This window comes from Caballeronia fortuita (assembly GCF_001544835.2).
Taxonomy (GTDB): Bacteria; Pseudomonadota; Gammaproteobacteria; order Burkholderiales; family Burkholderiaceae; genus Caballeronia; species Caballeronia fortuita.
The window spans coordinates 524,968-549,630 of record NZ_FCNX02000001.1; the positions used below are offsets into that span (position 1 = coordinate 524,968).

Here is a 24,663-nt window from a genome sequence, read left to right on the forward strand (position 1 = left end):
AACGTAGACACTAAGCAGCCTGTCTTCCCGGAGACACAGTAATGAAACCATCCCATTCCCTTCTGCTGATAGCAGCGACGCTGGCCGTGGCCATTTTTCAGCCGGTCACAGCACAACAGCCGGACGTTGCCGTGCACCGCGGCGAGCCTCCGCCGACACAGCAAATCATTACAGAGCCGACCAAGGTGCAGGGAAAGCCCGGTTACAACCAGCCGAATCAGTACATGACGACGCCGACGACGAAAGTGGCGGACAACATGGAACCTGCCGTGAGCCACCCCGACCAGCTCCGGGAGGCACAACAAAAGCTTAGCACCCTTCAACAACGTACCGGCAAGCGGCCGAATGTCGTCGTCTTTCTTCTGGATGACGTGGGATACAGTGACTTCGGCTTTAACGGCGGCGGTATTGCAGTAGGCAACGACACGCCAGACATTGACCGCTTCGCGAATCAAAGCCTTGTGCTGTCCTCTGCTTACTCACAGCCTAGCTGCTCGCCGACACGCGCGACGATTTTGACCGGACAGAATCAGGCGCATCACGGCATTCAGTCGCCACCCATGTACGGGCAACCGGGAGGCATGGAAGGACTGACTTCGCTCGCTCAGCTCATGTCCAAACAGGGCTACACGACTCAAGCAGTCGGTAAGTGGCACATTGGCGAGAACACCGGTTCGCAGCCCCAGAATGTTGGTTTCGACGATTTTCGCGGCTTTCTTTCGGTATCGGACATGTACACCGAGTGGCGCGACCCCGCCTACAATCCGGAGGTAGCTCTTAGTCCCGAGCGCTACAACTACATCCTGAACCTGCCGTTCAATAAGAGCGATGTCCATGCGGTCAAAGGCGGACAGCTTGAGAACCTCTACGAAATCACTACGGATAACATCAAGGACCTCGACCAGAAGTGGTCCGCCTACGTGGTCGACTTTCTCAACCGACAGAAGAATGAAACGAAGCCATTTTTCTTGTACTACGGGCCGCGGGCCTGCCACTTCGACAACTACCCGAATGATTTCTATCGGGGCAGGTCAGCGTCGCGTACGAACTATGGCGATTGCATGGTCGAGGTGAACGACCTGTTCAAGCGTCTCATCACGACGCTCGAGAATAATGGGCAACTGGACAACACCATCATCTTCTTCGCGTCTGACAATGGCCCGGAAGCCGAAGTCCCGCCGCACGGCCGGACGATGTTTCGCGGTGCCAAAGGGTCGACTTGGGAAGGCGGTGTGCGCAGCCCCTTCTTCGTCTACTGGAAGGGCATGGTGGCGCCGCGCCGGTCTGACGGACTGTTCGACTTTGCCGACATCTTCAACACATCGCTCGCCTTGGCTGGCCAGCCAGGCGCTTCGGTCAGCAAGCTCGTCCCGGCGAAGACGTACATTGACGGTATTGACCAGACGTCGTTCCTGCTGGCGGATAACGGCGTCTCAAACCGTAAGAGCGTCTTTTACTTCTGGAATGATGAAATATCAGCCGTGCGCGTGGACGAGTTCAAGTTCATGGTGAAGGCCCAGGAAGCGAACTCGCTGACGCAGCAGGGCTTCAATGGTGGCTTCAGCGGGTCGGTGCAGGGGTCATGGGCAAGCGTCATGTTTAACCTCTACACGAACCCGAAAGAGGATGAGACCGTTGGAATTCGTCACATTCCGATGGGCGTACCGCTGCAGGCTGAGATGTTGCGCTACGCCGACGTTTTGAAGAAGTATCCGCCGAGGCACCAAATATCGTTGAAGTGACCTAGGAAAACGCCGGCCCAAGGGGCCGGCCTGTCATCCAGGAGGCGTTATGAAAGTTCAATCGTTCCGCCGGATTGCCGCAGGTGCGGCCATTGCCTTGGCCGCAATAGGGACGTCTTTTGCTGCTTACCAGTGGAGCAGCGGGCCGAAAGCTTTGTCCGTCGGTGATGGCAAGAGCGGTCCGCTGAATATGGTCTGGATTCCCGGCGGCGAATTCATCATGGGCAGCAATCATCGGCTCGCGCAACCCAACGAAGGGCCAGCGCACAAGGTGAAGCTGAGCGGGTACTGGATTGACCGCTACGATGTCACCAACGCTGAGTTCGCACGCTTTGTCGCGGCGACAGGCTATGTGACTACCGCCGAACGCAAGCCGCGTTGGGAAGAGCTGAAAGTGCAGTTGCCGCCCGGCACGCCCAAGCCGGACGACAGTTTGCTCGTTCCTGGCGCGCTCGTGTTCCAGGGCACCGATGCGCCGGTACCGCTCAACGACTACTCTCGGTGGTGGAAGTTCGTGCCGGGGGCGAACTGGCGTCATCCTACGGGACCCGACGGCACCATCGCTGGCAAAGAGAACCATCCCGTCGTTCAGGTCTCGTACGAAGACGCACAGGCCTACTCGAAGTGGGCGCATAAGCGGCTGCTGACAGAGGCGGAGTGGGAATATGCCGCGCGTGGCGGCCTTGAGCAAAGCGACTTCGCCTGGGGAACCGAGTTTGCTCCAGGTGGTAAAAAAATGGCCAACACTTGGGACGATGCCTCCCGTCCTTTCCCCGTGACTGCCGTAAGCAACGCCAATGAGAAAGTTCAGGTCGGGACAAGTTCTGTCGGGAAATATGCGCCCAACGGCTATGGGCTGTATGACATGGCAGGAAATGTGTGGCAATGGACGGCCGATTGGTATCGCGCCGACGCGTTCCGGATGCAGGCGGCCAGCGCTCAAGTCGTTCGCGACCCCGCTGGACCTCGCGAGAGCTACGACCCGGACCTCGGCCCTGTCTCCTATGCTCCGGTGCGAGTCACGCGGGGCGGGTCATTTCTGTGCAGCGAGACCTACTGCCAAAGCTACCGGACAAGCGCGCGCCGTGGCACGGACCCCATGAACGGCATGTCACATCTAGGTTTCCGCCTGGCCATGGACGAAGATGCGTGGCGCCGTGAAGCCGGGCACTGATGAGGTGCGTGCGGTGTTCCTCGCCGCGGCGGCCGCATCCCTCGCCCGCAACTGTGCGGACCTCAATACGGCCGCTGCGCAGCGTAAGGCAGCTGCGCTTCAGTCTTCAAGCGGACGAAGCTTTGAGCAAAGCGGAGCCATGATGCGTCTATCAAACGGAGCAGGGGCACGAGTCGCGACGCAGTGCACACTGTTGCTGTTGGCGTTCTAACTCCTGCCCTTTCTCGTCATCTCGCACCGTGCCGGGTTACCTCGTTGTCTGCAAAGCCATGGGAGCAGGCAATGGTACCAACTTCGTCGTCCCAGTTCAGTGATACGTGCGAGGCGTCAAGTCCAGAACAGATAGGCCATCGATATGGGAAAAACGCTGGTCCTCGCAAACCGTGTTGGGACCAATTCCGGAGCGTTGGCGCGCTCGTCGGACGAAAACGAAAACTTGCGAAGAAGGGAGTTGTGATAGCCGTGGACGTCGCGGGAGATGGTTAGGTTCCCAACATTGCGAGAAGTGCCGCGTTTCGTCGTCGTCCTTCATCGTCGTCCTCCAACAAACGGCCCCTTATGTGTTGGAGACGTTCCAACACATCGATACCGCGAGCTTTCGGGCGGAAGGGGGCGGGCGGATGTTTTCATCTCGAAAACAGGTAGTTAGCTCACGGCGAGCGACTGCGGCGGACGTCGGCACAAAAAATGACTGCGACTAAGCGAGCGTTGCGTATCACCGCTCAATCGAAGTCCCTTGCCACCATCCTACTTACGGTGAACCCAAATGAGCACACTGACGATTGTCGACCTTGCCCGTCCGGAGAAAGAACTATCTCGCGCCGAGATGGCGCGCGTCGTCGGCGGGCACGATGTCGAAAAGGAAAAGGCGCTTGTTGAAGCGTATCGTGTCATTCATGACATAAACACTTTGGAAAATACGCCCGACCCGGCGCCAACGCATGTGGGCATGAAGCTGTAATCGCTAGCCGTTGCCGAGTCTTCTCGCTGTAACTGGGCAGAGCTAGGCAGCGGTGCGCGCATTAACGGCTGAGGTCCCAGCCTCTGTGTTCCACACTTTCTTGTTTCTCTGCCAATGACACGGCGCGGGTTGCCTGATGTAATCGGAGGCGGCCGTACGAGGAGAAACCTCCATCGTCGGCCCAAACTACCAGTGCCGGCATCGCGTCGGCTGCCACGCCATGGAGGATTGGACGACAACTAGGCGGCCGCTATGGCGAGCACTTCCTTCAGCGGAATGCCGCGACCGCCTCTCGCCTGCCGAAGGAAGATTTCTGCAATTCCTTTCGTAGGAACGCTCGCCTGCATCTCGCCCAGCTCCTGCAGCTGCAACCATCCGCACCGCGCAATTTCATTGGATGGCTTCGGCTCCGCGTCGGAGCGCACCGTGGCGACGAAGACAAAGTGTCGGGTGCGCAACCCGCGAAACTGGAAGGCGTAGCGCATGTCCTCGGCTACTAACTGAGTCTCTTCCTTCAACTCGCGAGCCGCCGCGTCGGCCAAGTCTTCATCGCGATTCGCTCGCCCGCCGGGGAACGCCCATCTGCCTCGAGCTCTTGCGACGAGAAGAACGCGTCCGTCGCGCTCACAGATGACAGTAGCTCTGCGTTTCATGACCCACCCACGAAGGTGCCGGTGAAGGCCGACGTATGCGTCGCGGACTTGGTTGCGCAATAGCGATTCCAGCTGGAATGGTATCGCGGACGTCCCGGGACGGGGCGCGGAATACGCGGTTGGAGCTAGCTAATGATAATGAAATCGCCTTCGTGCACCGAAATCTGTCTTCCAGCGGGTATTTATACCGCCGCATGCTTGCTGTCGCCGTCGCCGCTCTTTTGGCGCTGCTGTGGGTTCGGCAGGCACAGTCTGTGTGGGGCATCGCGACTTCGAGAGCTTACCTTCCGCTGTGTGCCTCGATGTTGGCGAACTGACGTGCGGAGCTTGTGCCTCTGGTGCTACCACCTTGCCTTGCACCCACGTGTGACGACCGCTAGGATATCGCCACCTGGCGCTGCGCCGTCAGTGAGTATTCGAAATCTTGCACATGCACGCGCAACGCGAATCCCGCGCCGGACCAAGACGTCCGCTTCTTTGCCTCCCTTCGACCGACCAACTACTGTTCGACCGGGACGAGCCGAATCACAGCAGTCGCTACATTGCGGTTGGCCGCGCTCCGTGCCAAGCAAGGAGTTGGTGAGCGGCGATTTGTTCCCCAATCCGAGCGGGTGAACGGAAGTGGACTCCGAGGAACAGGGACCACATGCGGGAACATCATTACGAGGCAGAGCCGAGACACGGCGGCGGGCGCTCTTCGGTCTCGCAATGCAGTTGTCGCTCGTCCGGGGAGCCGGGAAAATAAAAGGTATGGCAATTGCTAGTTTCAAGCCAGTTATCCGACAGTCCCGGGACATTCCTATGGCGACGTTTTCGCGACGACGGCCTAAGCAGGTGTTGTTTCCAACTCAGCGCTTCGTCGCGGCGAAAGCTGGGACGTCGGAAGCTGACTACGCGGTTTACGCGTCTTACCGTCCTCTAAGTGGAAGATTCGTCGGGACACTAAAGGTCGTCCGATTAACCGACGCGCGGCTGCTTTATCCTTTCGCGGGTGCCGAGGACCTCGGGCCGTTCAACACAAAGGACGCGGCGAAGGAAGCTGCCGTTCGTCGCGGACAGGAAATCATCAAGGCAGACCTATCGAATCCTGAGCTTTGAAGTACGGGAACGTCGTTCATTAAAAGCAACGTTCGAAGTGACGTGCAGCGAGCCGAACACGTTCGTGCAACGCGACGCGGGCAAAGGCGCGCACCACGAATGAATATACGCCGTGACACACTCTCGCAAACTCGTCGAGGTGAAGGACACCTAGTCGTACGGCAACTAAACCGCGCTTGCGGCATTTCGGCGCGTCGCATCGTGCCTGCCGGTGCCGAACGCAGTCACCGTGCCGTGCTCATCCCAACGAGGAAGGGCGATGGAATCCGAGACCTATCTTTCTCCCACGAACCGAGACCAGCATATTCCCCGTGTGTCAGCCAAGGCCGTTATGCTTTGGCACCGCGCTCGGGATAGTTATCCCCGTAAAGCGCGACGCCTCCCAACCCGAGTTTCAGCGCGGAAACCCATGCACTGCCGCGTGGATAAAATTTGCTTTGGACATCACAGCCGAGTCACTTCTCCCAAACGGACAAGGCACCGCCCCGAGAGTATTGGCCGTCTATGCACACGCTTGCCAACTGGGAGCAGCGCACCGAACCGAACGGGGCCGTCCGCACGGACCGCCTCGCCTTCATGTTGCTAAAAGGTGACCAATTTCCGTCCACCGGGTTGTGTAAGTATCTGTTACCGCAAGCATTTCTACCTCGTAGGCTCGTGACTTTTCCGCAAGACCTGTCAAAATATCATCGTTTTGCAGGAAAGGGACTTCACATCAATGTTGACGAATGAAGGCGCCGACGACGCTGAAGTTATCGTCCGTCCGGCTGAGGGAGGGGGGTGGCGCGTTGAGATTCCGCGTGACTACGGTCCTGCTTCAGTGACGCTAGTCAGCGACCAAAGCGCGGCGCTTGAACTCGCGCGAACACTAAAGCCGAATGCCGACATCCGAATTCTTCCGGCGGACGAGTGCAATGCAACCTTGCATGGCGACCTGTCGCAGACCCGCAGCAAGCTCAACGTCCCGTGAAATACTGGCGACGGTTTGAAACGCCGTCGCATTGCTGAGGCCAGGTTTCGGATTAGTGGGTCCGCGCGATGCTGGAGTGTACAAAAGTACACGTCCAGCAATCATGAAAGTGACTATCACCGCGCACAATGCGCTAGACACCGGCGACTTGGAATCACACCTTTTTTATTTCCTTGTTGAGGACCAGGAAGGTGAGGCACGTACCGCCTGCGTGAATCTTCGAACGGCCCGGGTCTTGGCTCGCGAGCTTTCAAGCCGTACCGCGCTCGACGCGATGTTGCGGGAGATTGTGGCTACGTCGGTGAGCGATTTCGACGGTCTCATCGGCTCCTTCTTTGAGGGCTCGTAGAGGACCGTATCGGGTTGCGGGTCGCGACTTGTTGGTCGTGCGAAGTGGATTTTTCGCGCATCAGAGATTACCGCATCCGGGAGTTGCAGGGCATCGGTCAAGGCAGTGATGAGGGGGCGCGAAAGGGAGCAGGCCATCGTCGGGTATAATGATGCCCTCCAGATGCTTCTTCACTCCTTTTGATGTGCGTCGCCAACAAATGTCAACGCTGGACGTCGCGCGATGTCTTCATAGGGCGGCGAAAGCCACGAATACTGGTCGTTGATGATTACATAGATGCGGCGACCGCAGTGGCGGCTTATTTGCAAATCGAGGGTGCCACCGTGAAGACGGCGAACGGATGCTTCGAAGCGCTGCGTGTCGTCGCGAACTGGGTCCCTGACGTTATCCTGCTCGACATCATGATGCCGGAGCACGACGGATTCTTCACGGCCCGCGCGCTTCGACGCCTTTCAAAAGACGGCTTTGCCATCATCGCCTACACAGCGAATGACCAGGACTTCGTTCGGTCGAACGGTGACGCCGCGCTGTTCGACGGTTACTGTCAAAAAGCCATTTCGCCAACGTACCTTCTCGGCCTCATGGAAAGACTCTACTCACGTGAGGCTACGTGAGCTGTCTGGCTTCCTAGGGTGGTCAGTAATTGCCCTGGATATGACTCTCGGGTGTGTCGGTATCGGCGACGGCTTCCTCTTTAGGTCTAAGGGCCCTTCGGCAGCTCACAGCTGACCGACTCGTCAGTCGCGGGGTTCCAAGGGACGATAGTACTCAGAAAGACTGAACGGATTGCAATGCACCGATGCTCCTAAGCTAATGCATCGGCATTGTCAGCGGTGCAGACGCAAGACCTTTTGCTGGCCTTCAGTATTCGCGAAAGCGTACGAAGACCGACCTGCTCTCTTCGCCTCATACATTGCGGCGTCGGCCGCATCGAGCAGTCCGTCGATTGCTTCCACCGTGTCTGGATACGTCGCAATGCCGATGCTAACGCCGAGCGGAAAACGACCGCTGAATTCACGCTTGCCGACCATGCGTACACTCTCAGCGAGGCGCGAGGCCAATTCGCGCAATTTGGCGTCGTCGATGTAATCGACGGAAAGGAGAACGAATTCGTCGCCGCCGATTCTGGTAAGCACATCCTGCGGCCGTGTCGCTTCTCGAAGCGCACGCGCGAGCGCCCTGAGGATGGCGTCCCCCGCTTTGTGACCAAGCGTGTCGTTCACTGCCTTGAATCCGTCGATGTCCATATAGAGCATCCCAACTCGACGCGTATCAGTGTCAGCATCGACGGTGAGTGCCTCGAGCGCTGCAAGCAAATGCCGCCGATTCGGTAGCCCAGTCAAGACGTCCTTCGACGCCTGGCGGTTTAGCAGGGTGGTGTAGGCGTGCACACGGGCAAACGCGCGTCGCTGAATGAAGAGCGTGTAGATAAGTAAGCAGCAAACGAGGACTGCTATGACCGCGAGAGCTGCGGCTCCCAAGACGACGCGTCGGTTGACATCCTGAACAGCAGCACGCCGGACCTGACGCCAGTTCGCAAGTAGAACGCCGAGGTCTTCACGTAGCGCATCCATGTATCGCTTGCCTTCGTCAGTCCGCACAATCGCAAGCGAACTCTCGCGGTTGCCGCTGCGGGCGAGCTCAAGCGTGCGCAAGACCTCCATCACTTTCTGATTCTTTGCGTGCTCGATGCGTCTAACCAGGAGCGCAGACTGAGGGTCGTTTGCGACAAGTTGATGCAGCCGTAGCACCGTATCGTCGAGGTCACGCGTGGCCAGTTTATATGGCTGCAGATAACGGTCGTCGCCGGTAAGCAAGTAGCCGCGTTGTCCCGTTTCGAGATTTTCTAAATCGTGCAGCACGCGATTTCCGACCTCAAGTACCGCGACGGAAGTGTCATCACGGGCCTGGTCCGCGCGGATAACCGTGGCTTCATAGATAAGGAAGGCAGCCGCGCATAGTAGTGCGGCGGCAATACCGATATACAACAGAACGAACCGATTTCTGTCTGCTGTCGCAGAGCGAAACAGACGCCGCGGCATACCGTCCTCACCCCCTTGATTGCTACAAGCGACCCGCTGTCTAGGTCATAGCGGCACTATGCTGTCAGAGCCGCCCGTGCTCCGCGGGCCATACTCGGCGAAGGTCACGCCCTCGCTTTGACGCTTGCGATAAGTGCCTCTAGCTCAGAAAAGTTCACCGGCTTCCGAAGAAACAAATCGCAAACCCCCTCGACCGTGGGAGGCGTTCTACCGGAGGTCAATACGAGCGGGACACGTGCGAATGGGCGAAGTTTTCTCAGACGTCGGCACAGGCCGATGCCATCGAGGCTTGGCATTTCCCAATCGGTTACGACAAGGTTTGGTAGGGTTGCGAGCGCCTTCACGAACGCATCTAAACCGTCCTCCGATGAGAGCACCTCGAAGCCGTGAACTTCGAATACAGCGCCGAGCGCATTTAGAGGGCGAGTATCGTCGTCAACAAGTAGTACGCGAGCCATGATATGCAGTGGTCGTTTATCCACGTTCGCGCAACCGTCATGCCACGCTCTGCTCCGGGCTTCTACTGCCGTTGCGCAATGCTCGCTGTGAAGATGGTTCCCGCTGCCTCGGTTGACGTAACGGCGAGGCTTCCACCATGGGCGTCCACAATCTGCTTGCAGATGTAAAGGCCGAGGCCGAGTCCCCCGCCAGGCACACTGCTCGCCGGGCGATAATAGGGCTCGAATATCCTTGTCAAGATGTCGGCTGGAATTGGCTTGCCGCTGTTACGCACTGAGAGGACAAGCCGCTCGTCTGCAAGCCTTGTGGTGACGGCGACGGGACCGCCCTTCTCGCCATGGCTCAGCGCGTTAGCGAGGAGATTCGATAGCAACTGCTGGACACGCGCTCGGTCGCAGTCAACTGTCTCCAATACTTCGATGTCGCGCTCAACTGTGCACGACGGATTGGCGTCGCAAAGTTCGTCAATCACTGCGTGCAAGGACGGCCCTAAATCCGCCACGGATTCGATGTTCACGGCGACGCCGCCGCCCAGGCGACCCCGGGCGAAGTCCATGACGTCGTCAATGAGTCCGGCCATCCGGCTAACTGTCCGTCCAAGACGCTGTCCCACACGGACTAACTCAGCTTCTTTCCGTCGGCACAGCAGTTCCGCTGTTGCATTGAAGGCGGAAAGCGGGTTCCGAAGGTCGTGCCCGAGCACCGCGATGAACTCTTCGCGCAAGGTGGCAGTGCGCCGCGCATCGGCCAGAAGCGCCTCCACTGAAGATTGCTTCCTTGCACTATCCAACTGCAAAGCAATCAGACTTGCGAAGACCTCAAACATCCGAACAACGCGTGTGTTCGAAACGGCATGCGGTCGAGCGTCGAATGCGCAAAGGTTGCCGAAGTATTCACCGTCCGGCAGGATAATGGGTACCGAGATGTAGCTCTCGAGCCTGTATAGCGCGGAGGTGTGGTGATTGCAATATGCCGGGCTAGTACTGAAATCGTCCACTGCAATGGACGCGCGCGCGGCTCGCGATTCGAAACACAGGGTTGTGTAAAGGTCGAGTTGTCCACCGGCTTTGAGTCCGAAGCCGATGTCATCGTGGACCGCACACGCGGTCCACGTCAAATCTGTGACGCGAGCGACTGCAGCGAAACCCATACTGGTTTCTTCGCAAATCATGTGCAGTATCGCGGGCACCGCCCCTATTCTGGCCACGGCACCGATGTCACGAGCCAGCGTCTCGTCCGTCTCGTCGCTTTTCGGTAGATTTTCCATAGGAGGTTCGGACGTCAGCAATCTTCCGGTATTTTACGCTGCGCATCTAGTCCCGAGAACCGCCATAGCCCACCTCCGTCCTAGCTCGGTTAGCCTTCTCCGGCGAAAGCGTGGTCGAAATCACACGAGACGCCCGAATCCCATGCAACCTGGACGCCTGCCGATTTCACGCCTGCAAGGAAGAGGAGGCCCCGCGGATTCGTCGGTGGGAATGGCTTTGCGACGCCATCGCGGTCACGCAGCGTTCGGTCGAATGCATGAATTCCGACTTTGAGCCGTCAAGGAATCGTTACCGGTCTCCGCCTTTCCAATCGACTCGAGCTGTCGCAGTAAGGGCCTAACCGGAGTGAGTGCGTCGTTGCCGCGCGCGGGGCTGGACGATTATGTCGCCTGACCAGAAGGTCGACCGAATAGCGGCGCCGGCGAATCGGCGAGCCAAGCCCTTGAGTAGGCCAGCCGTTCGACTCCGGAAGAAAAGCTGGCCCATTGCTGAGCGCCCCGCAAGGCCGGTGGTGACGAAGCTCGCCTCCACAAGCCGTAGAGCAATGCGTAGGTGAACTCCATCTCTGCGAGCGTCTGCAGATGTACAGCGTCGCATCTTCCTGCTGCGGTCAACCGTTCCACCCGCATGCGCTGCCGGCACAGGGCCTCGTCGCACCTCGTCAACAACCCGAGCAGACTCTGCCCTAGCCTCGCGTCAACATCAAACCATTCTGGTCGCATGGCATCTCTCCCTGGCATTGGCAACGGCTGTTCATAACGCGAGCAAGAGTAGACATGTTAAGACGCTTTTTCGCCGTCTTTCAATACAAGTCACAATCCGTCCATCGAGCTTAACCGCCAATGCCGCTCTTCGAGCCCGGAGTGGCAGCAATCGTACCGTTGCGGCACGTCCGTTGCGCGCCCAACGGGTGAACCTTGTCGCTGCCTGCCTGCGTGCGGCAAGGCGCCGGGACGTCGTCCAAGACAGGCCCGGCATCAAGATAGCTCGCAGGCGGAAAGGAGGGCATCATGACGACGAGTGACTTAACTGGTTCAGGTAATCCGGAAAGCGGCGCGAACATCGTAGGTAGCGGCGTGGGCGAAGGGCCGGGGCCGGACGTTATGGCAGCATCGACATTGGAAGACACCACAGTAATCACCTCGGATGGGGAAGACGTCGGCAAGATTAAACATGTGATGCTCGACGTGCGAAGTGGACGTATTGCGTATGCGGTGCTCGCAAGCGGTGGCTTCCTCGGCATCGGCGATACGCTTCGTGCCATTCCTTGGAATGCGCTCACCTTGGATACGGACCGGAAGGTGTTCAGACTCGACTCGACGGCGGAGCGCATCAAGAGTGAGCCGGGCTTCGACAAAGACCACTGGCCAGCAATGGCGGATTCCAGCTGGGGAACGTCGCTGCACGAGTTTTACAATCCCGACCCGTATTGGTCGTCCTCGCCTGACCGTGTAACGGGACGTCAAGACCCATTGGACGTTTGAACGTACAGCGTCGGAGAACGCGGGCGCCCTAGGCGACCCTCGCATTTGAGGGTCGCCTGTTCCATCCCAGCCAGACAGAGGTAACAACCGAAATCATCTGCGAAAAGGCCGCAAACCCCATTGGCTTGATGAGAAATTCGTTGATACCGGACTCGTAACACCGACTGAGGTCTTGCGGCCCCCTTGAGGAGGTCAGGGTGACCAATGACCAAGCGTCTAAATATTAGGAATGCTTTGCCATTAGTTTCGGTGCGAGACGGCCTCCGCAGCAAAGCTAGGGCAGACCGGACGCTAAAGCGAGGCAAACATGAGAGGTACTATGGCGGACAGCCTCGTCACTTTCGCCCTCACGCTAGTCGGGGCGGCCATTTTTGGGCTCGCCGGCTATGGTCTTCTCAAGGCTCTCTTGGCTCTGATGCTCATTTATTACGGCGAGTACTGACTAATACTACTCGCGACTTGCGGCTGGCGCAGAGTCCCCCGCCAGAGCCTGACACTGTGCGAAGCGTGGCTCGAGGCGTCGTCGTCGCTCCTATCAATTAGCCGAGGAAACCATGCGGCTGGTCTAGAACAGCCGCGTCATCATCTGGTGTTGACTGGCAAATGTTGACTGGCAAGTGTGCAACTGACGAAGACAGTTCGGGGGTGCATGGTCTCGTGTGACATCGCGGGAACGACGATTCCTAGGAGTGCGCGCGAACGCGCTCGTTCTCGCCGCTTTGAGCCTATGACGACAGAGCTGGAATTACGGCTTGCAGGATTTAAACCTCTTAGGTTTACAGCGGACCGAATGCAGCCAATCACAGGCAGGTGGGAGAGCCCCTGAGCGAGCGCTATCGATAACCGTAAGTGTGCGGTTGACGGCATTCGAGCGTGACGAGCGCCTTGCATAATCATGCTTTCGCGAGCGGGCGGCCAATTGGGAGCGCGATGGTGACCGAACGAGGGAACTGGACGCAACGGCGGGTCGAAGTCATGGAGCGGGTGCTCATTGTCGACGACTACCGAGGAGCAGCCGTCGCGACCGCCGAATGTCTATCGTTAGAAGGGCTTCAAACCAGAGTGGCAGGCGGTTGCGCCGAAGCACTGGAAATCATTCGGCACTGGTCGCCAGACGTGGTTTTGCTCGACTTGATGATGCCGCAGCGAGACGGCTTTGCGACCGCGCGTGCCATCCGCAGCAATCCGAATTCAGCCGCTATGTTCATTTGCGCATACACATCGAAGGACAGCGAGTTCGTGGCTCGAAGCCGGCAAGGGGCGCTCTTTGACGGATATTTCAGAAAGGGCACGTCGCCCGACCGCCTTGTAACGTTCTTGCGCTCTTTATGCGTCTCGACTGAACTTCAATGAGTGACTGTGGCCATCGCCAGAAGTCGAGCCTGCAGTCGCTTCCTTCAGTGTCGCACTCTCTCGTCATCGACCAGTCTGAGAACACGGAAGGCTAGGTAACGGGCGCAGGAGCGTTGCTGCGATTGCCGGCGACTTCTCAATGGTCCGCATCCAATTGTTAGCTTCAATGGTGCGCGTACAGTGGCAGGAAAGGGTCCTTCGAGCGCGGAGACCCTTGACTCGTCGGCCGGGAGGCGCCAGCTGTCGTGATAGGCGGTGGGCACACCGGAACTTCAGTCCGAGGGGTCGAAAGACTCAACATCTTTGTAAAGTCATCGGCCGCGCGCACCCGCGCCGTCAGGTCAAGCAGTCCGTTAAGTCCGAGCAGCTTGTCCGTCGTCTTGAGAATCGATGTGTGGTCGTAAAGCGAATGGTCGATAGTACCGGCAGGAACGAAGGGAGAAACGACGATAGCGGGCACCCGTACTCCCGGCCAGTCGAACGAGAAGTTATGCGTCTTCAAGCGAGCGTTTTCGGTTGAGCCGGGCGGTACGGCAATAGGCGGTGTTACATGGTCGAAGAAGCCGCCGTGTTCGTCAAAGACGACCAACAGCACGCTTTTGGACCATAGGCCAGATGTACTGACTGCGTTGTAGACTTGGTTAACCAATGCTTCACCTTTACGAACGTCACCGGCCGGATGCATTGAGTTGCCGTTTCGAAAGTCGTTCGTTGCGTCGTAGGTGGGCTCGATGAATATGAATTTCTCCGTCAATGAGTTTGTAGCAAGGCGGGCGAGCAGGGTATCCATGCTGACAAACCGCGTGAGCAGATTCTGCATCCCGTAGATGCCGCGTGTCTGAGCAACGTCGCCTTGTACGATAAGCCAGTCTGACTCTGCTATTTTCGAAAAGACCGTTCCGTTCGGGAAAGTGAAAATTGGGGCGTTAAAAAACACTGCTTCCAGAACTTGAGCGGCACTCGGAGAATGGTCAAGCCCAGAGGAAGTTCCTGCAACGGCGAAGAAGCGATTAGGCCACGTGGGTCCCGGCACCGACGAGAACCAGTTATCGCATAGCCCAAACTGGCGCACCAAGAAGTTTAGGACAGGAAGTTGGTCAGGCGTAAAAGCATTGAAGGCATCGGCTACCACATCCGAGTGGTCTTCGTACGTTCCAGCAAAACCCGTCGTTGAGGTGTCTGTAGCGAACGGCGGGTAGCCTGCAGCGCCAAGGACGAGCGAGTCGTTGCGCACGGTGTCGCCATTGGCGACCTGCAAGCCGCACGTCTGGACACAGACATCGGTGAATTCATGGCCCGGGTCGAACCCGAGCGCGTACGGCGCCCCTTTGCCGAATCGGTATGTTGTCCCGCTGCGTCCGAAGTTGATAATAGGCGTCGCTGGAAGCCCGTTCGCGGTCGTCGGCTCACCGTTAGGCGTGGTGCCCGCCAAGCTCGACCATCCGAACACGCTGTCGTAAGAGCGGTTCTCGAGCATGAGAACGAACACGTGCTGTATTACCGCAGGCATGAATCCTCCGCTTCGTTCTCAGCGCTCTTACGGATTAGGCCGAATCCGCCACCGCGGCGAGATGGATGAATGCTTGCGGCGAATGCAATTCGGAGGACGCGTCGCAACATGTAATGCGTTCTTCGGCAGTCGTTGGACCCGAGATGGGATGAAGGAGGAGCGCCGCCTCTATAGTGGATGGATATTTCCGGCCTGCATTCCTTTGGGCCCTTGCCGGATATCAAAGCTCACTTTTTGATTTTCTGACAAGCTCTTGAACCCGTCTATCCTGACCTCAGAGTAGTGAGCAAAGAGGTCGTTGCCGCCGTCGTCCGGCGTAATAAATCCAAAACCCTTGGCGTCATTGAACCACTTGACTGTACCCGTTGCCATACGACTCTCCTATCTCATAAAGACGCCCGAACCGAGCAGGTGAAACACACTGGGCATTTGGACTACTACGTGATTTCAGATGCCCCCAACGCTGTAGTCCCGTCTCGCCGAGCTTCGCGAGGTCTCTTCTTCAATGCGTTTACATTTTTTGTTTACCGCAACTGAGGTGTCAAGTACCTGACTACAGTAGTCGAACCATCACGGTCTCCGGACCGGTCGTTCTTACACAGCCGAATACTCTGACGAAAGTCGGCTGAAGTCGCCTTTCAGCGCTCTGCATCGAAGAGGCTTAAAACGAATCGTTGCCGTCAAGCCGTCGCAGTCAGACAGGGGTATAACTGACGCAGGTACGAATGTAAAATTCTGTGCAGGAACCACCGTCTGTGGGGGCCCCTCATGCACTCTGTCCTTCTCGTGGACGACGACGCTGAGTCTCTCTCGGCTCTCCAGTTTATATTTGAAGTGCACGACTTCCGTGTTGCGGTGGCTGCAAATGGCAACTTGGCGATGGCAGAGGTAGCGAAGCACTTACCGGATTTGGTCGTCACGGACATGGAGATGCCGGGAATGGACGGCATTGAGCTTTGCAAACGGCTGAGATGCCATCCCTCATTCGCCTCGGTTCCGGTCGTCCTCGTTTCAGGCGGCGAACCACCGACGCACGCGCCAGTCGTCTGGGATGCGTTTGTGGGCAAGCCTGTTGATTTCTATGAGCTTATCGAAGCGATGGAGCGGCTCCCGCTGATTCGGCTCGACTTAGCATGATTAAAGGGAGCGTCGCGTGGAAGATACGCCGAAGCGGGCCGAGCGTTTGAAGCAACTGGACTTGAGCATCGGGAAGACAAGGCAGCTGATTGCCGAGCATGCGGCGCGCGCCCCTAAAGACAGAAATCCATATCACTTGTCATCTGACGCCTCACTCGCAGCCTTGGAAGACAGTCTGGACGCGCTTCAGTACTATCGCAAGGTGCTGACGAAGCGGCTCCGTGGCCACTTAGAGGGCGACGACACAGGTACCGGTCGAAAGCGCGGATGTTGTGGCATCAGCGCCGAGGATGCGGGCAATCGACTGCCGCTCGAACTCGCCCGGCGGCAGCGCAGTCGCCTGCCCGCGAAGAAGATACTCGATGACCGTCCAGCTAAAACCCGATTGCCTGCGCTGCTGGATGTTTCCGTACGCGCCCAATCGCGTAATAGCTAATCGCCGGTACCAGTCGCACGTCGTGCTCGTTCAAGGAACGGGACAAGTCAATGCCGTTCACGCTGCAGTGGGTGGCGAAGTCGCGAAGAGCTCTTGGAATCGTACTGGCGTTGGATGACTTCGGGCGAAAGGCTGCATTGACGAAACGCTGGCGGTGCGCGTCGGACAGAAGCGTCCGTCGCAGGCAGCGGTTTCTTCTCAACCACTTGAGACGCCGCGCGATGCGATGAGCGATGCGCGAGTTGCGTTAAGAGTGCACGTCGCACAACATAGGTGACGGAGTGCGATTACCTTTGGACGGTTGAATTGGCTCAAAGGAATCGGCATGTCCGACGAGCGACGTCTCATCGCCCGCTCCACTGATAGCAGTCGGCGTGCTCACTACACACTAGAGGAAGGCTCATCTCTGTCGGTGATTTCTGCTGCAGCGTCTTTTGAAATTGAACCCGAGCCCGACCGTCTCGGAAGCGTCGCAAGGCCGAGATAAGCCGCCGCAAGTCGTCGCAATTCGTCTTCGGAAGCGTCCTCTATCCCAATGAGCTGATTGCTTGCAGCACGATGCGATGAAAGGAGCTCGTTCAACTCCAAATGCAGGGCGACGCTGTCTTTGTTCTGGCTCTGCTGAATAAAAAAACCATTAGAAAAGTGACGACAGTGGTGCCTGTGTTGATGACTAGCTGCCAAGGGTCCGAGTAGTGAAACAACGGGCCGGTTACAACCCACGCAAGGACTGTCAGCACCGCCAAGCAAAATGCGGCTGGGGAACCGGCCCACCTTGTAACTAGGCTCGCGAATTTATCGAAGGCCCGGGATAGCGGACGTCGATTTGCATAAGCAGGGCTAGCCGTGTCTGGAACCGTTTCGGGCTCGTCCACAGGCGAGCCAGAAGCTCTGGAGTTATCCATAATCTGCGCCCCTAAGCGCGTTTTCGTCTCTGGCAAGCCACATGCCAGTATGGCAGTAGTAAGGTGAACGGCGAAAGGGCACAGAATGAGTGCATGGGACAACTTCAAAAAGCAGCAGGAGGGTCACGAGGGTTTTGCCGGAGCTAGGTTAAGAAGGCGGCTTCAGGGCCGTCCTAAGGGGGCGCAAAGTTGTCGCAGCTTGAATAGTGCCTCTGGACAATGGTCCCTACGGCTTCCTGGCTTTCTTTTTGTAGCTTGCTTGGCCTTCTCCGTTACGGCTCATCGTAGTTCCTTCGATACACTGACCGGATTCGGCACGCTCAGCCACTTCCCAGCGCCATCCGTCGGGCGGCGTATTGGTCGGCTTTCGTACACGTTGCCGCGTTGTCTGCGGCGTAGGATTGCTTCGGTTACCTACCGTAAATTCCTTATTCTTCCCGACATGCCTAAGACCTCGTCCCGCCGACCCAAGGTTGTCCTCTTCCCGAATAAGCGGCTCGTCCCGGCCCAGGCTGGTGCCAGCCAGGATGACTACGCAATATACGCATCTTACCGGCCGCATGTCGGGGGCGTGTTCGTTGGAACTTTGAAAGTCGTCCGGCAAACTGATGGCAGGCTCTTGTACCCATACGACGGTGCCGAGCAACTGGGTCCTTGCCCATCAAAAGACGAGGCAACGAAACTAGCTGTTCAGCGCGGTGATGAGATAGTGCGCGCGGACCTGGAATGTCCTGAGCTGTAGCGCGAACGCGCTAGCAGCCTTGGTTCATTTCACGGCTGCTTGTCAGATGGTCCGCGTCTCGGCCGCTCCGCGGAAAGCTGTGTCGACAGTACCGGTCGCGCGTGTTGTTCTATCACCGTCGAGACCGCGCTCTTGAACACCATTTGGATGTCCGTCCCGGACCGGATGCTCAGCGAGAACTTGTCGAACGACGAGATGACACCGGACAGCTTGATACCATTTACGAGGAACACCCAGACCGGAGTCTGGTTCGAGACCAGTACGGTTAAGAAGTCGGACTGCAAGTCACCATCATCTCGGTCCACGATGGCCTCCTACACGTGAAAGGGGTTCATGGACGAGCATCGGCGCGTCCGCAGGTCATGGAGAATCTCGGTCGCTGTCGGAAAGGCTATCCATCCGGTCCACCAGCAACTCGGCACGGCCCGCAATTGCACCTGCCACAACAGGTAAAGATGGTCGGGAGCGCTCCATTCCGCGGCAGTCGGCTCTTCCATCAGTTGCTCTGAACCAAGCTGTGCTCCATATCATGCGCGGTATTCGACAACACGTCTTCTGAAGGTTCGGGGATTCCCAGATGGCTGTAACAGACGCCCCTACTCTCCATCGTCCGCTCACGAGAATACTTCCAGCACGGTGCGCCCGGGCGTTCAAAGGTCATACGGACCGGGCAGCAGGCGTCTTAGAGTCCTGAAAAACCTAGCGTCGCCCCGGAACAAGCAAGTCGGAGCGGCGGAGAAATTGGCGTTCGTCCAGTCGCTTGGTCGGCTCGAACCTTCCCGCCCGGGAGGCGACAGTTCGCTTTGCGGAAGCGCCATGGACTAACGACGCTTATGCCATCGCCCGGCACTCTTTGGCGCACGCGCGGCACGCATCAGCGCATTGCTCGCAGTGCTCGTGCTCGTGCTTCTCGCACTCAGCAGCGCATGCTTCACATAGCGATGCGCAGAGCACACATATGTCCTTCACGTGTTGGCTGCCCCTGGCCATCGCTGCTGAAGCAAGACGGCAGACATCCGCACATTCCATGTCCTGCCTAACGCATTCGGCCATTTCAGCGACGTTGCTTTCAGACAGGCAGGCTGTTGCACAATGGTCGCATGCGGCGGCGCAAGCGTCGCATGCGTCAATACATGACTGATGCTGTAGGTGAGCCATATCGTCCTCCTTGAACATTGAACGCTGGATGAGCCAGCCCAGGAGTTACGCATTCAACGTGCCATGAGACAAAAACACGCCCGTACGTCGCGCGGGCAGAAAAGGCAGTCCCATTGTCACGCGACTAAACGCTACCGATTCACCATCAGGACCATCCGGGTGGACGAACAATGTGAAGGCGCTGATTACGGTGTGCCTGGCAACGGACTTGAAACAAGAAGCGCCGCAGCGATGCGAACCGCCACCAGAACGATTGACCCGACATGCAACACCCGCGAAAAGCGCTTCAACGCGGGCTCAGTTGCACGCATGCTGTCTTGCTGGAGGGCGACCAGCAGCCGAGGCATTTCGAAGAATCGATTGTGGCCATCCAGAGCGGCCGCGACTAGGACAAGGCCTAGCCTCCACATGAGAATCTGCCCCTAATCCGATGCAACAAAGCCTGCGTGGGTGTCCACACTGCTCAAGCCGTTATATGCGCCGGTCGCGAAGAGGACGCTCGGGCCTGGTCATAACCGAGAACAATTCCACCAATCCTGTCGCTGAACGCGCGATAGTTAGCGAACTGAGCTATGGCCAGCAGATTGGTCGAAGTTCGGATGTCGTGGAAGCGGTCATCGAAAAAGCTCCGAGAGACGCAGAGGCGTTTGAAGCTTTCGCGAAGATGAGAAAGACTGCGAAGCGCTGCCGACAGCATGCATCGACATCATGCCGAAAGGCAGCATGGAATGCCTAACCGCAAGTCCATTGAAAGTGGTCAGCGACGCGAGCTATTCGTGCAGGAACGGTTATCTGTAAGACGGCGTGGAAGTAGTGGTGCGGGTGGTAGCCCAACGAGTGCGAGCCGCAGCACTTTAGGCGGCGGCTCGCAGCGATACCTGGACCACTTGCCCCGGCAAAAACCGGGAACTTTGCCCTCAAGCGGGCTGGCTTCGCTTGCTCTATGATGAAACGCAGTTATCCGACTGACTCGTCGGTACCGTCATGCCCCTGACGACCGAATTTTCTGTTCACTTTCGCTATGCTTACCTCCCAAGAAGTTTTCCAACGTTTCCTCGCATCTGCGAGCTTCGAATTCGCTTGGGTGACTACACGCCGAAATCTCAGCGAATGGTTTTTCTCAGACCGAGCCATCGCACTGGCCTCAAGGATGGATGGGACGCGTCAACTTCGGTACGACGTCCAATAGTGAAGTCCTGCAGCTAAGCGTCGCATTCGATGGTATTGACGAACCAGAATTTAGTAACGACCAAAGCATGCGTCAATAAGCGTCGTGGAATAGTCGGTGCGCCCGTCTATAAATGCATTGATATGTCACTGGAGAGGCGGCGCCGCGCCGAACTTCTCCGCAAGCATTCGTTCGTAGACACCGAGGTGCAAGTCAACCTCCTCCTGAGCTACGGTCTGTACGAAGATGTTCACCTTTTCCGCCGGCAGCCCCATCACTGTAGCTACGGCTGCTTCGAGTTGCGGCGCGCAAATGCGGTCGTCGGGCAAGGTCGAACCGACTGTGATGTCGTAAGTTTTCTCTTCCCGAAGAACAATGTCGACGATGCGCGCCCGCGCACTCATGTTGTTATCGACCGCAAGCCGCGTCACCTCCGCGAGTTGGCGCATAGCTTCAGTTGGGAAGCCCTTGGCGGAACGCAGCCGAATGCGGTGCTTACCCATCGTGCGCCAGTCTGTGTCAAATTCCACGATGTCCTCCTAGCCAGTACAAGTGCGCGGATGATATGGGCGACGAGTTGGCTTTCAAGCGAAGAAAATTGTGGTCCGGGCTCTTGAAAAGGCGTCGACCGTTACTATTTGCGCGTCGCAAGGCAGCCGCTCATCGCGCGCTGCGTGTTTCAACTTGATTGTCCGCGGCATTAGGGCAGCTGGGCTGATTCGCGTAAGCAGCTTCCCGCCGGCCGCGAGAGGAGAGCGAAAAATGAGTGATGCATTCATTACACCCGACCTCTTCAGCGAACTGGACCGTCTGCAGCGTCAGATGTCCAGCCTGTTTGGCGGGTTCCCGACCAGTCTTCGTTCGACACGTGCCGGAACGTTTCCGCAAATCAACGTCGGGTCGACTGAAGAGTCAGTCGAAATTGTGGCTTTCGCGCCTGGCTTGGATGTGAGTAAGCTCGATGTGTCAGTGGACAAAGGATTACTCACGATTGCCGGTGAACGAGCTACGGGCTACCAAAATCCGCCCGACGGTGTCCGACAGTATGCGCAGGAGCGCTTCAATGGGTCGTTCCGCCGCGTTATCGAACTCCCGCAGCAGGCGGACCCGGACAAGGTCCAAGCGAAGTATATCGATGGCTGTCTTCTGATTTCAGTTGGCAAGCGCGAGACCTCGAAGCCGCGCTCGATTACTGTTCAGTGAGGTGACACCATGAGCGACAACACCAATACGCAAATCACCGAACGTGAACAAGGCGCCGTAACAGGCCCGGAGTCAACGGGTGCGCGTCGCAGGCAAACATTGGCGCCGAGCGTCGACATTGTGGAAGACCTTCACAAAGTGACGCTTTGGGCGGACTTGCCTGGCGTCTCACGAGAAAAGCTTGACGTGAAGGTCCATGACGGCAGTCTGACGATTGAGGCCGAATCGGTCGTTCCGGTGCCGGCAAACCTCCAGTTGGCCCATACAGAGGTTCGGGCACCATACTTCGCGCGAACCTTCACTGTCAGCGAGGACTTCGACACATCAAAGGTCGAAGCGTCACTGAAGGACGGTGTGCTGATACTCACCATACCGCGTCGCGAAGAAGCGAAGCCACGACGGATTGAGGTGTCGGTAGGCTAATCCAGGGAGGGCGGAGCAGCGAGGCGTGGGCGTCGCTGCTCGACAATTCGAACGTCCAGCTGAACTGTAATTTTGGTCTTATTCGGTACTATCAGAGTGACGCGCTGCGATGGCCATGTGTCCGTTTCGTACGGCGCGGCGTTGAAGCTGCAGCTTGAGACAGGGTCAATCACGCTGAGCAAAGGTTAGTTAAGAAGCGTTGCTGCAGTGGGACTGTCGCGAGAGAAGTGCCGTTAAAGTAATCGACGAGCGGCATGGAAGCGCGGCGCTCTTGTCGGCAGCCCACTTTGAAGATTCAACGACAGCACGGTAAGTCCGATGCCGGAAACTCTCACCAGCAATCGAAGTCCCAGATTTCAAAACCGTGGAGGGCGCCATGCTCGAACTTTCCGGTAACGCAGAGCTGCTCGTTGTTGATGTCGCGACGCAGGAGGAGGAGCGGCTCGTCCTGACTGAGAAGGACTTCCATCAAGAGAAGCGTTCCTTGCTTGAAGACGATATCCTGCGCGAGGACGAAGAAGGCGAATTCGTTGCTGAGGCAAGTGCCTTGGGTTACGACTTCCGAGTAATCGCGACGCCACCGAACAACCTCCAAATCGAGGACGATGCCGAAGAAATCCGCGTCGAAGTCGTTGAGAACAATTTCGAGTTCATCGAGCCTTTCGCCGACGAGGAAGAGAGCGGCGAAGACTGACACCTTGGGTTCCGGGGTCAAGTCGTCTGAAGGCCTTGACAAGGCCTAGGATGCGTCTTTCCGTTCGTAGGAAACGTTAAAGCGATTCGGCAGCCCAGCTGGCACTCGCAAAGCTTGCGTTCGCCGAATTCCTACGGCCTTTCTGAACTAGCAGGTTCATCCGAACGCACCGGTGCTAACTAAGCTTGCAACGACTCCTCTTTTCAGTGAACTTAGTTGGTAAAGGGCCGCGTCCTCGTTGAGTAGACTTTCTCTTTTTTCAGTGGATGCTCTCTTATTGGAAGCTTCTTACGCCGATTCGCTGCGCAAGACGGCGCAATGTGCCACGTCCTTTATGAAATCGGGCCGACATTTCGGGCGGAGTTGAAAATGGCTTCCGCAGCCGACTCCACATTCGTTCAAAAATCGCCCACTTGCAAACCTCCATTTGTAGTCGCCCGTGTGGCATAGTGCGTGCATGCAACCACGAATCGGGGAAGTCATGCCTACGCTAAAGTCCATCCAAGCGAAGATTGCGAAGCTTCAAGCGGAAGCAGATGCAATCGTCAAGAAGCAGTCGACGAAGGTCATTTCCGAGATTCATGCTCTGATGGATGAGCATGGGATTACGCTTGAGGACCTTGGCTCTCATTCAGGCAAGCGCGGTCGTACGGTTAGCGCAGCTGGCGCTTCCGCTAAGGCGAGTTCTTCGACTGCTAAATTCATGGACCCAAAGTCAGGCGCGACGTGGAGCGGACACGGTCGCGCGCCCGGATGGATTGCTGGCGCGAAGAATCGCGATAAGTTCCTTATTGATGGCAACGCGACCAGCAGTCTGACCACCCAGAACAAAGCCTCTAAGAATGGCGCGAAGCTCGGCAATTACAAACGCGGTCCGCAGCCGGCTCTGTACCGCGAGCCAAAGTCGGGGGCGACATGGAGCGGTCGGGGCAAGGCGCCGGGCTGGCTTGCTGGCGCCAAGGACAGAAGGAAGTTTTTGATTGACGGCAATGCGGCAACAGCGCCGGCGGCCGACAAGAGTTCGGCGAAGCCCGCAGGCAACTACGTTCGCGGACCTCAACCTGCAAAATATCGTGACCCCAAAAGCGGCTCGGAGTGGAGCGGTCTTGGCAAGGCGCCGAGCTGGCTTGCTGGTGCGAAGGATAGGACCAAGTTTCTGATTGACGGCGCGGCGTCCACGGCGGCTGATGGGACCAAGAAACGCGCGCTGAAAGCAGTCGCGGCGAAGAAAGCAACCGCGAAGAAAACGACCGCGACTTCGACGGCAAAGAAGGGCGCTGCCAAGAAGGCGTCGGCGACGTCTGCGAAGACATCTGCAGGCAAGAGCGCTACTGCAAAGAAGTCGACGTCCGCAGCGAAGAAGGGACCGCAAACGGGGAGCAAGAAACCTCTGGCGAAGAAGGTTGTCGCCAAGAAGGCTAGTCGTGCATCGGCAGAGAAAGTTGCAGACTCGATGCCTCCGATGCCTCCGGTGCCTTCGACGAGCATGAGCGAGGTCGACGCGGTTGCTTCTACTTGAAGGCGCCTGCACTCTGCACCATAGAGGCCGACTGACGAAAATCGGCTGAAGTCCGTGAGCTCACCGTGCCGAGTGGTCTTTGACCACATGGCGCGGTTGCCGCAAGCGGCGTAACGGAGCGATGCCTACAACGTCATTCGTGCGATGCTGGGCGCACTTGGGTGAAGGTGTCCGCCGCGTACCTGACTACAAAGGTTGGACCGCCGAGCTACGAA

Annotated in this window: 25 protein-coding genes and 1 pseudogene; 16 read left to right on the top strand and 10 right to left on the bottom strand. The window is 57.7% G+C overall.

Annotated features, from left to right (window positions below; genetic code table 11):
* Window positions 1-41: 41 nt before the first annotated feature.
* The 3 genes from AWB77_RS02480 (at window position 42) to AWB77_RS35540 (ending at window position 3,877) form a co-directional block, all read left to right on the top strand.
* Window positions 42-1,742, top strand: a complete 1,701-nt coding sequence (locus AWB77_RS02480) for a sulfatase-like hydrolase/transferase (RefSeq protein WP_082852562.1) — start codon at window positions 42-44, stop codon at window positions 1,740-1,742.
* A gap of 49 nt (window positions 1,743-1,791) precedes the next feature.
* Window positions 1,792-2,916, top strand: coding sequence for a formylglycine-generating enzyme family protein (locus tag AWB77_RS02485; RefSeq protein ID WP_061132783.1), 1,125 nt, complete (start codon window positions 1,792-1,794; stop codon window positions 2,914-2,916).
* Window positions 2,917-3,682: 766 nt separating this feature from the next.
* Window positions 3,683-3,877 carry a hypothetical protein gene (locus AWB77_RS35540; RefSeq protein ID WP_157694729.1) on the top strand — a complete coding sequence of 65 codons (195 nt, stop codon included), beginning with the start codon at window positions 3,683-3,685 and terminating at the stop codon, window positions 3,875-3,877.
* Between the two features lie 239 nt (window positions 3,878-4,116).
* On the opposite strand, the gene AWB77_RS02490 is transcribed toward AWB77_RS35540, so the two are convergent.
* On the bottom strand, window positions 4,117-4,530 hold the full coding sequence (locus AWB77_RS02490) for an NUDIX hydrolase (RefSeq protein ID WP_061132784.1): 414 nt from the start codon (window positions 4,528-4,530) through the stop codon (window positions 4,117-4,119).
* Between the two features lie 801 nt (window positions 4,531-5,331).
* Here AWB77_RS02490 and AWB77_RS37275 point away from each other — a divergent pair.
* The 4 genes from AWB77_RS37275 to AWB77_RS02515 all read left to right on the top strand — a co-directional run bounded on the left by AWB77_RS37275 (window position 5,332) and on the right by AWB77_RS02515 (window position 7,561).
* Window positions 5,332-5,628, top strand: coding sequence for a DUF6723 family protein (locus tag AWB77_RS37275; RefSeq protein WP_061132786.1), 297 nt, complete (start codon window positions 5,332-5,334; stop codon window positions 5,626-5,628).
* A gap of 718 nt (window positions 5,629-6,346) precedes the next feature.
* Entirely contained in the window at window positions 6,347-6,598 is a 252-nt protein-coding gene (locus tag AWB77_RS02505) for a hypothetical protein (protein ID WP_061132787.1), read from the top strand.
* Window positions 6,599-6,701: 103 nt separating this feature from the next.
* Window positions 6,702-6,947, top strand: coding sequence for a hypothetical protein (locus AWB77_RS02510; RefSeq protein ID WP_061132788.1), 246 nt, complete (start codon window positions 6,702-6,704; stop codon window positions 6,945-6,947).
* A 182-nt stretch (window positions 6,948-7,129) separates the two neighbouring features.
* On the top strand, window positions 7,130-7,561 hold the full coding sequence (locus AWB77_RS02515; protein ID WP_063936467.1) for a response regulator: 432 nt from the start codon (window positions 7,130-7,132) through the stop codon (window positions 7,559-7,561).
* 213 nt (window positions 7,562-7,774) lie between these two features.
* Here the strand turns inward: AWB77_RS02515 and AWB77_RS02520 are convergent, their stop codons facing one another.
* The 3 genes from AWB77_RS02520 to AWB77_RS02525 form a co-directional block, all read right to left on the bottom strand.
* The gene (locus AWB77_RS02520; protein WP_244158392.1) at window positions 7,775-8,935 is read right to left on the bottom strand and encodes a diguanylate cyclase; all 1,161 of its coding nucleotides are present in this window, start codon (window positions 8,933-8,935) and stop codon (window positions 7,775-7,777) included.
* A 158-nt stretch (window positions 8,936-9,093) separates the two neighbouring features.
* Window positions 9,094-9,447 (bottom strand): response regulator, encoded by a 354-nt coding sequence (locus AWB77_RS37380; protein ID WP_074168830.1) that lies wholly within the window; start codon window positions 9,445-9,447, stop codon window positions 9,094-9,096.
* A 62-nt stretch (window positions 9,448-9,509) separates the two neighbouring features.
* Window positions 9,510-10,715, bottom strand: coding sequence for a sensor histidine kinase (locus AWB77_RS02525; RefSeq protein ID WP_061132790.1), 1,206 nt, complete (start codon window positions 10,713-10,715; stop codon window positions 9,510-9,512).
* A 1,011-nt stretch (window positions 10,716-11,726) separates the two neighbouring features.
* Here AWB77_RS02525 and AWB77_RS02530 point away from each other — a divergent pair.
* Window positions 11,727-12,200 (top strand): PRC-barrel domain-containing protein, encoded by a 474-nt coding sequence (locus AWB77_RS02530; RefSeq protein WP_061132791.1) that lies wholly within the window; start codon window positions 11,727-11,729, stop codon window positions 12,198-12,200.
* Between the two features lie 975 nt (window positions 12,201-13,175).
* Window positions 13,176-13,553, top strand: coding sequence for a response regulator (locus AWB77_RS02535; protein ID WP_157694730.1), 378 nt, complete (start codon window positions 13,176-13,178; stop codon window positions 13,551-13,553).
* A 163-nt stretch (window positions 13,554-13,716) separates the two neighbouring features.
* On the opposite strand, the gene AWB77_RS02540 is transcribed toward AWB77_RS02535, so the two are convergent.
* Together AWB77_RS02540 and AWB77_RS02545 are read right to left on the bottom strand one after the other, a co-directional pair.
* Window positions 13,717-15,063, bottom strand: coding sequence for an alkaline phosphatase family protein (locus AWB77_RS02540; RefSeq protein WP_063936468.1), 1,347 nt, complete (start codon window positions 15,061-15,063; stop codon window positions 13,717-13,719).
* Between the two features lie 168 nt (window positions 15,064-15,231).
* Window positions 15,232-15,435: a cold-shock protein gene (locus AWB77_RS02545; RefSeq protein ID WP_061132794.1), complete on the bottom strand. Its 204-nt coding sequence runs from the start codon at window positions 15,433-15,435 to the stop codon at window positions 15,232-15,234.
* Window positions 15,436-15,849: 414 nt separating this feature from the next.
* On the opposite strand from AWB77_RS02545, the gene AWB77_RS02550 reads away from it, so the two are divergent.
* Both AWB77_RS02550 and AWB77_RS02555 read left to right on the top strand, forming a co-directional pair.
* Window positions 15,850-16,200, top strand: coding sequence for a response regulator (locus AWB77_RS02550; protein WP_157694731.1), 351 nt, complete (start codon window positions 15,850-15,852; stop codon window positions 16,198-16,200).
* A gap of 16 nt (window positions 16,201-16,216) precedes the next feature.
* The gene (locus tag AWB77_RS02555; RefSeq protein WP_061132796.1) at window positions 16,217-16,636 is read left to right on the top strand and encodes a hypothetical protein; all 420 of its coding nucleotides are present in this window, start codon (window positions 16,217-16,219) and stop codon (window positions 16,634-16,636) included.
* A gap of 468 nt (window positions 16,637-17,104) precedes the next feature.
* Here AWB77_RS02555 and AWB77_RS34160 read toward each other — a convergent pair.
* Window positions 17,105-17,541 (bottom strand): annotated as a pseudogene (locus AWB77_RS34160) (low affinity iron permease family protein); the annotation flags it as partial.
* Window positions 17,542-17,983: 442 nt separating this feature from the next.
* On the opposite strand from AWB77_RS34160, the gene AWB77_RS37280 reads away from it, so the two are divergent.
* A complete protein-coding gene (locus tag AWB77_RS37280) occupies window positions 17,984-18,283 on the top strand; it encodes a DUF6723 family protein (RefSeq protein ID WP_061132797.1) in 300 nt (99 codons plus the stop codon).
* A gap of 29 nt (window positions 18,284-18,312) precedes the next feature.
* Here AWB77_RS37280 and hfq read toward each other — a convergent pair whose 3' ends face one another.
* From hfq to AWB77_RS02575, 3 genes are all read right to left on the bottom strand, one after another.
* Window positions 18,313-18,588, bottom strand: coding sequence for an RNA chaperone Hfq (gene hfq / locus AWB77_RS02565; RefSeq protein WP_061132798.1), 276 nt, complete (start codon window positions 18,586-18,588; stop codon window positions 18,313-18,315).
* 526 nt (window positions 18,589-19,114) lie between these two features.
* Entirely contained in the window at window positions 19,115-19,441 is a 327-nt protein-coding gene (locus AWB77_RS34165; RefSeq protein WP_074168842.1) for a four-helix bundle copper-binding protein, read from the bottom strand.
* A gap of 1,314 nt (window positions 19,442-20,755) precedes the next feature.
* The gene (locus AWB77_RS02575) at window positions 20,756-21,139 is read right to left on the bottom strand and encodes a hypothetical protein (protein WP_061132800.1); all 384 of its coding nucleotides are present in this window, start codon (window positions 21,137-21,139) and stop codon (window positions 20,756-20,758) included.
* A 232-nt stretch (window positions 21,140-21,371) separates the two neighbouring features.
* Between AWB77_RS02575 and AWB77_RS02580 the strand changes: the two genes are divergently transcribed.
* The 4 genes from AWB77_RS02580 (at window position 21,372) to AWB77_RS02595 (ending at window position 24,448) form a co-directional block, all read left to right on the top strand.
* Window positions 21,372-21,812: an Hsp20/alpha crystallin family protein gene (locus AWB77_RS02580; protein ID WP_061132801.1), complete on the top strand. Its 441-nt coding sequence runs from the start codon at window positions 21,372-21,374 to the stop codon at window positions 21,810-21,812.
* Between the two features lie 9 nt (window positions 21,813-21,821).
* Entirely contained in the window at window positions 21,822-22,235 is a 414-nt protein-coding gene (locus AWB77_RS02585; RefSeq protein ID WP_061132802.1) for an Hsp20/alpha crystallin family protein, read from the top strand.
* A 376-nt stretch (window positions 22,236-22,611) separates the two neighbouring features.
* The gene (locus tag AWB77_RS02590) at window positions 22,612-22,929 is read left to right on the top strand and encodes a hypothetical protein (RefSeq protein ID WP_061132803.1); all 318 of its coding nucleotides are present in this window, start codon (window positions 22,612-22,614) and stop codon (window positions 22,927-22,929) included.
* A gap of 481 nt (window positions 22,930-23,410) precedes the next feature.
* The gene (locus AWB77_RS02595) at window positions 23,411-24,448 is read left to right on the top strand and encodes an H-NS family nucleoid-associated regulatory protein (RefSeq protein WP_063936469.1); all 1,038 of its coding nucleotides are present in this window, start codon (window positions 23,411-23,413) and stop codon (window positions 24,446-24,448) included.
* Window positions 24,449-24,663: the final 215 nt, after the last annotated feature.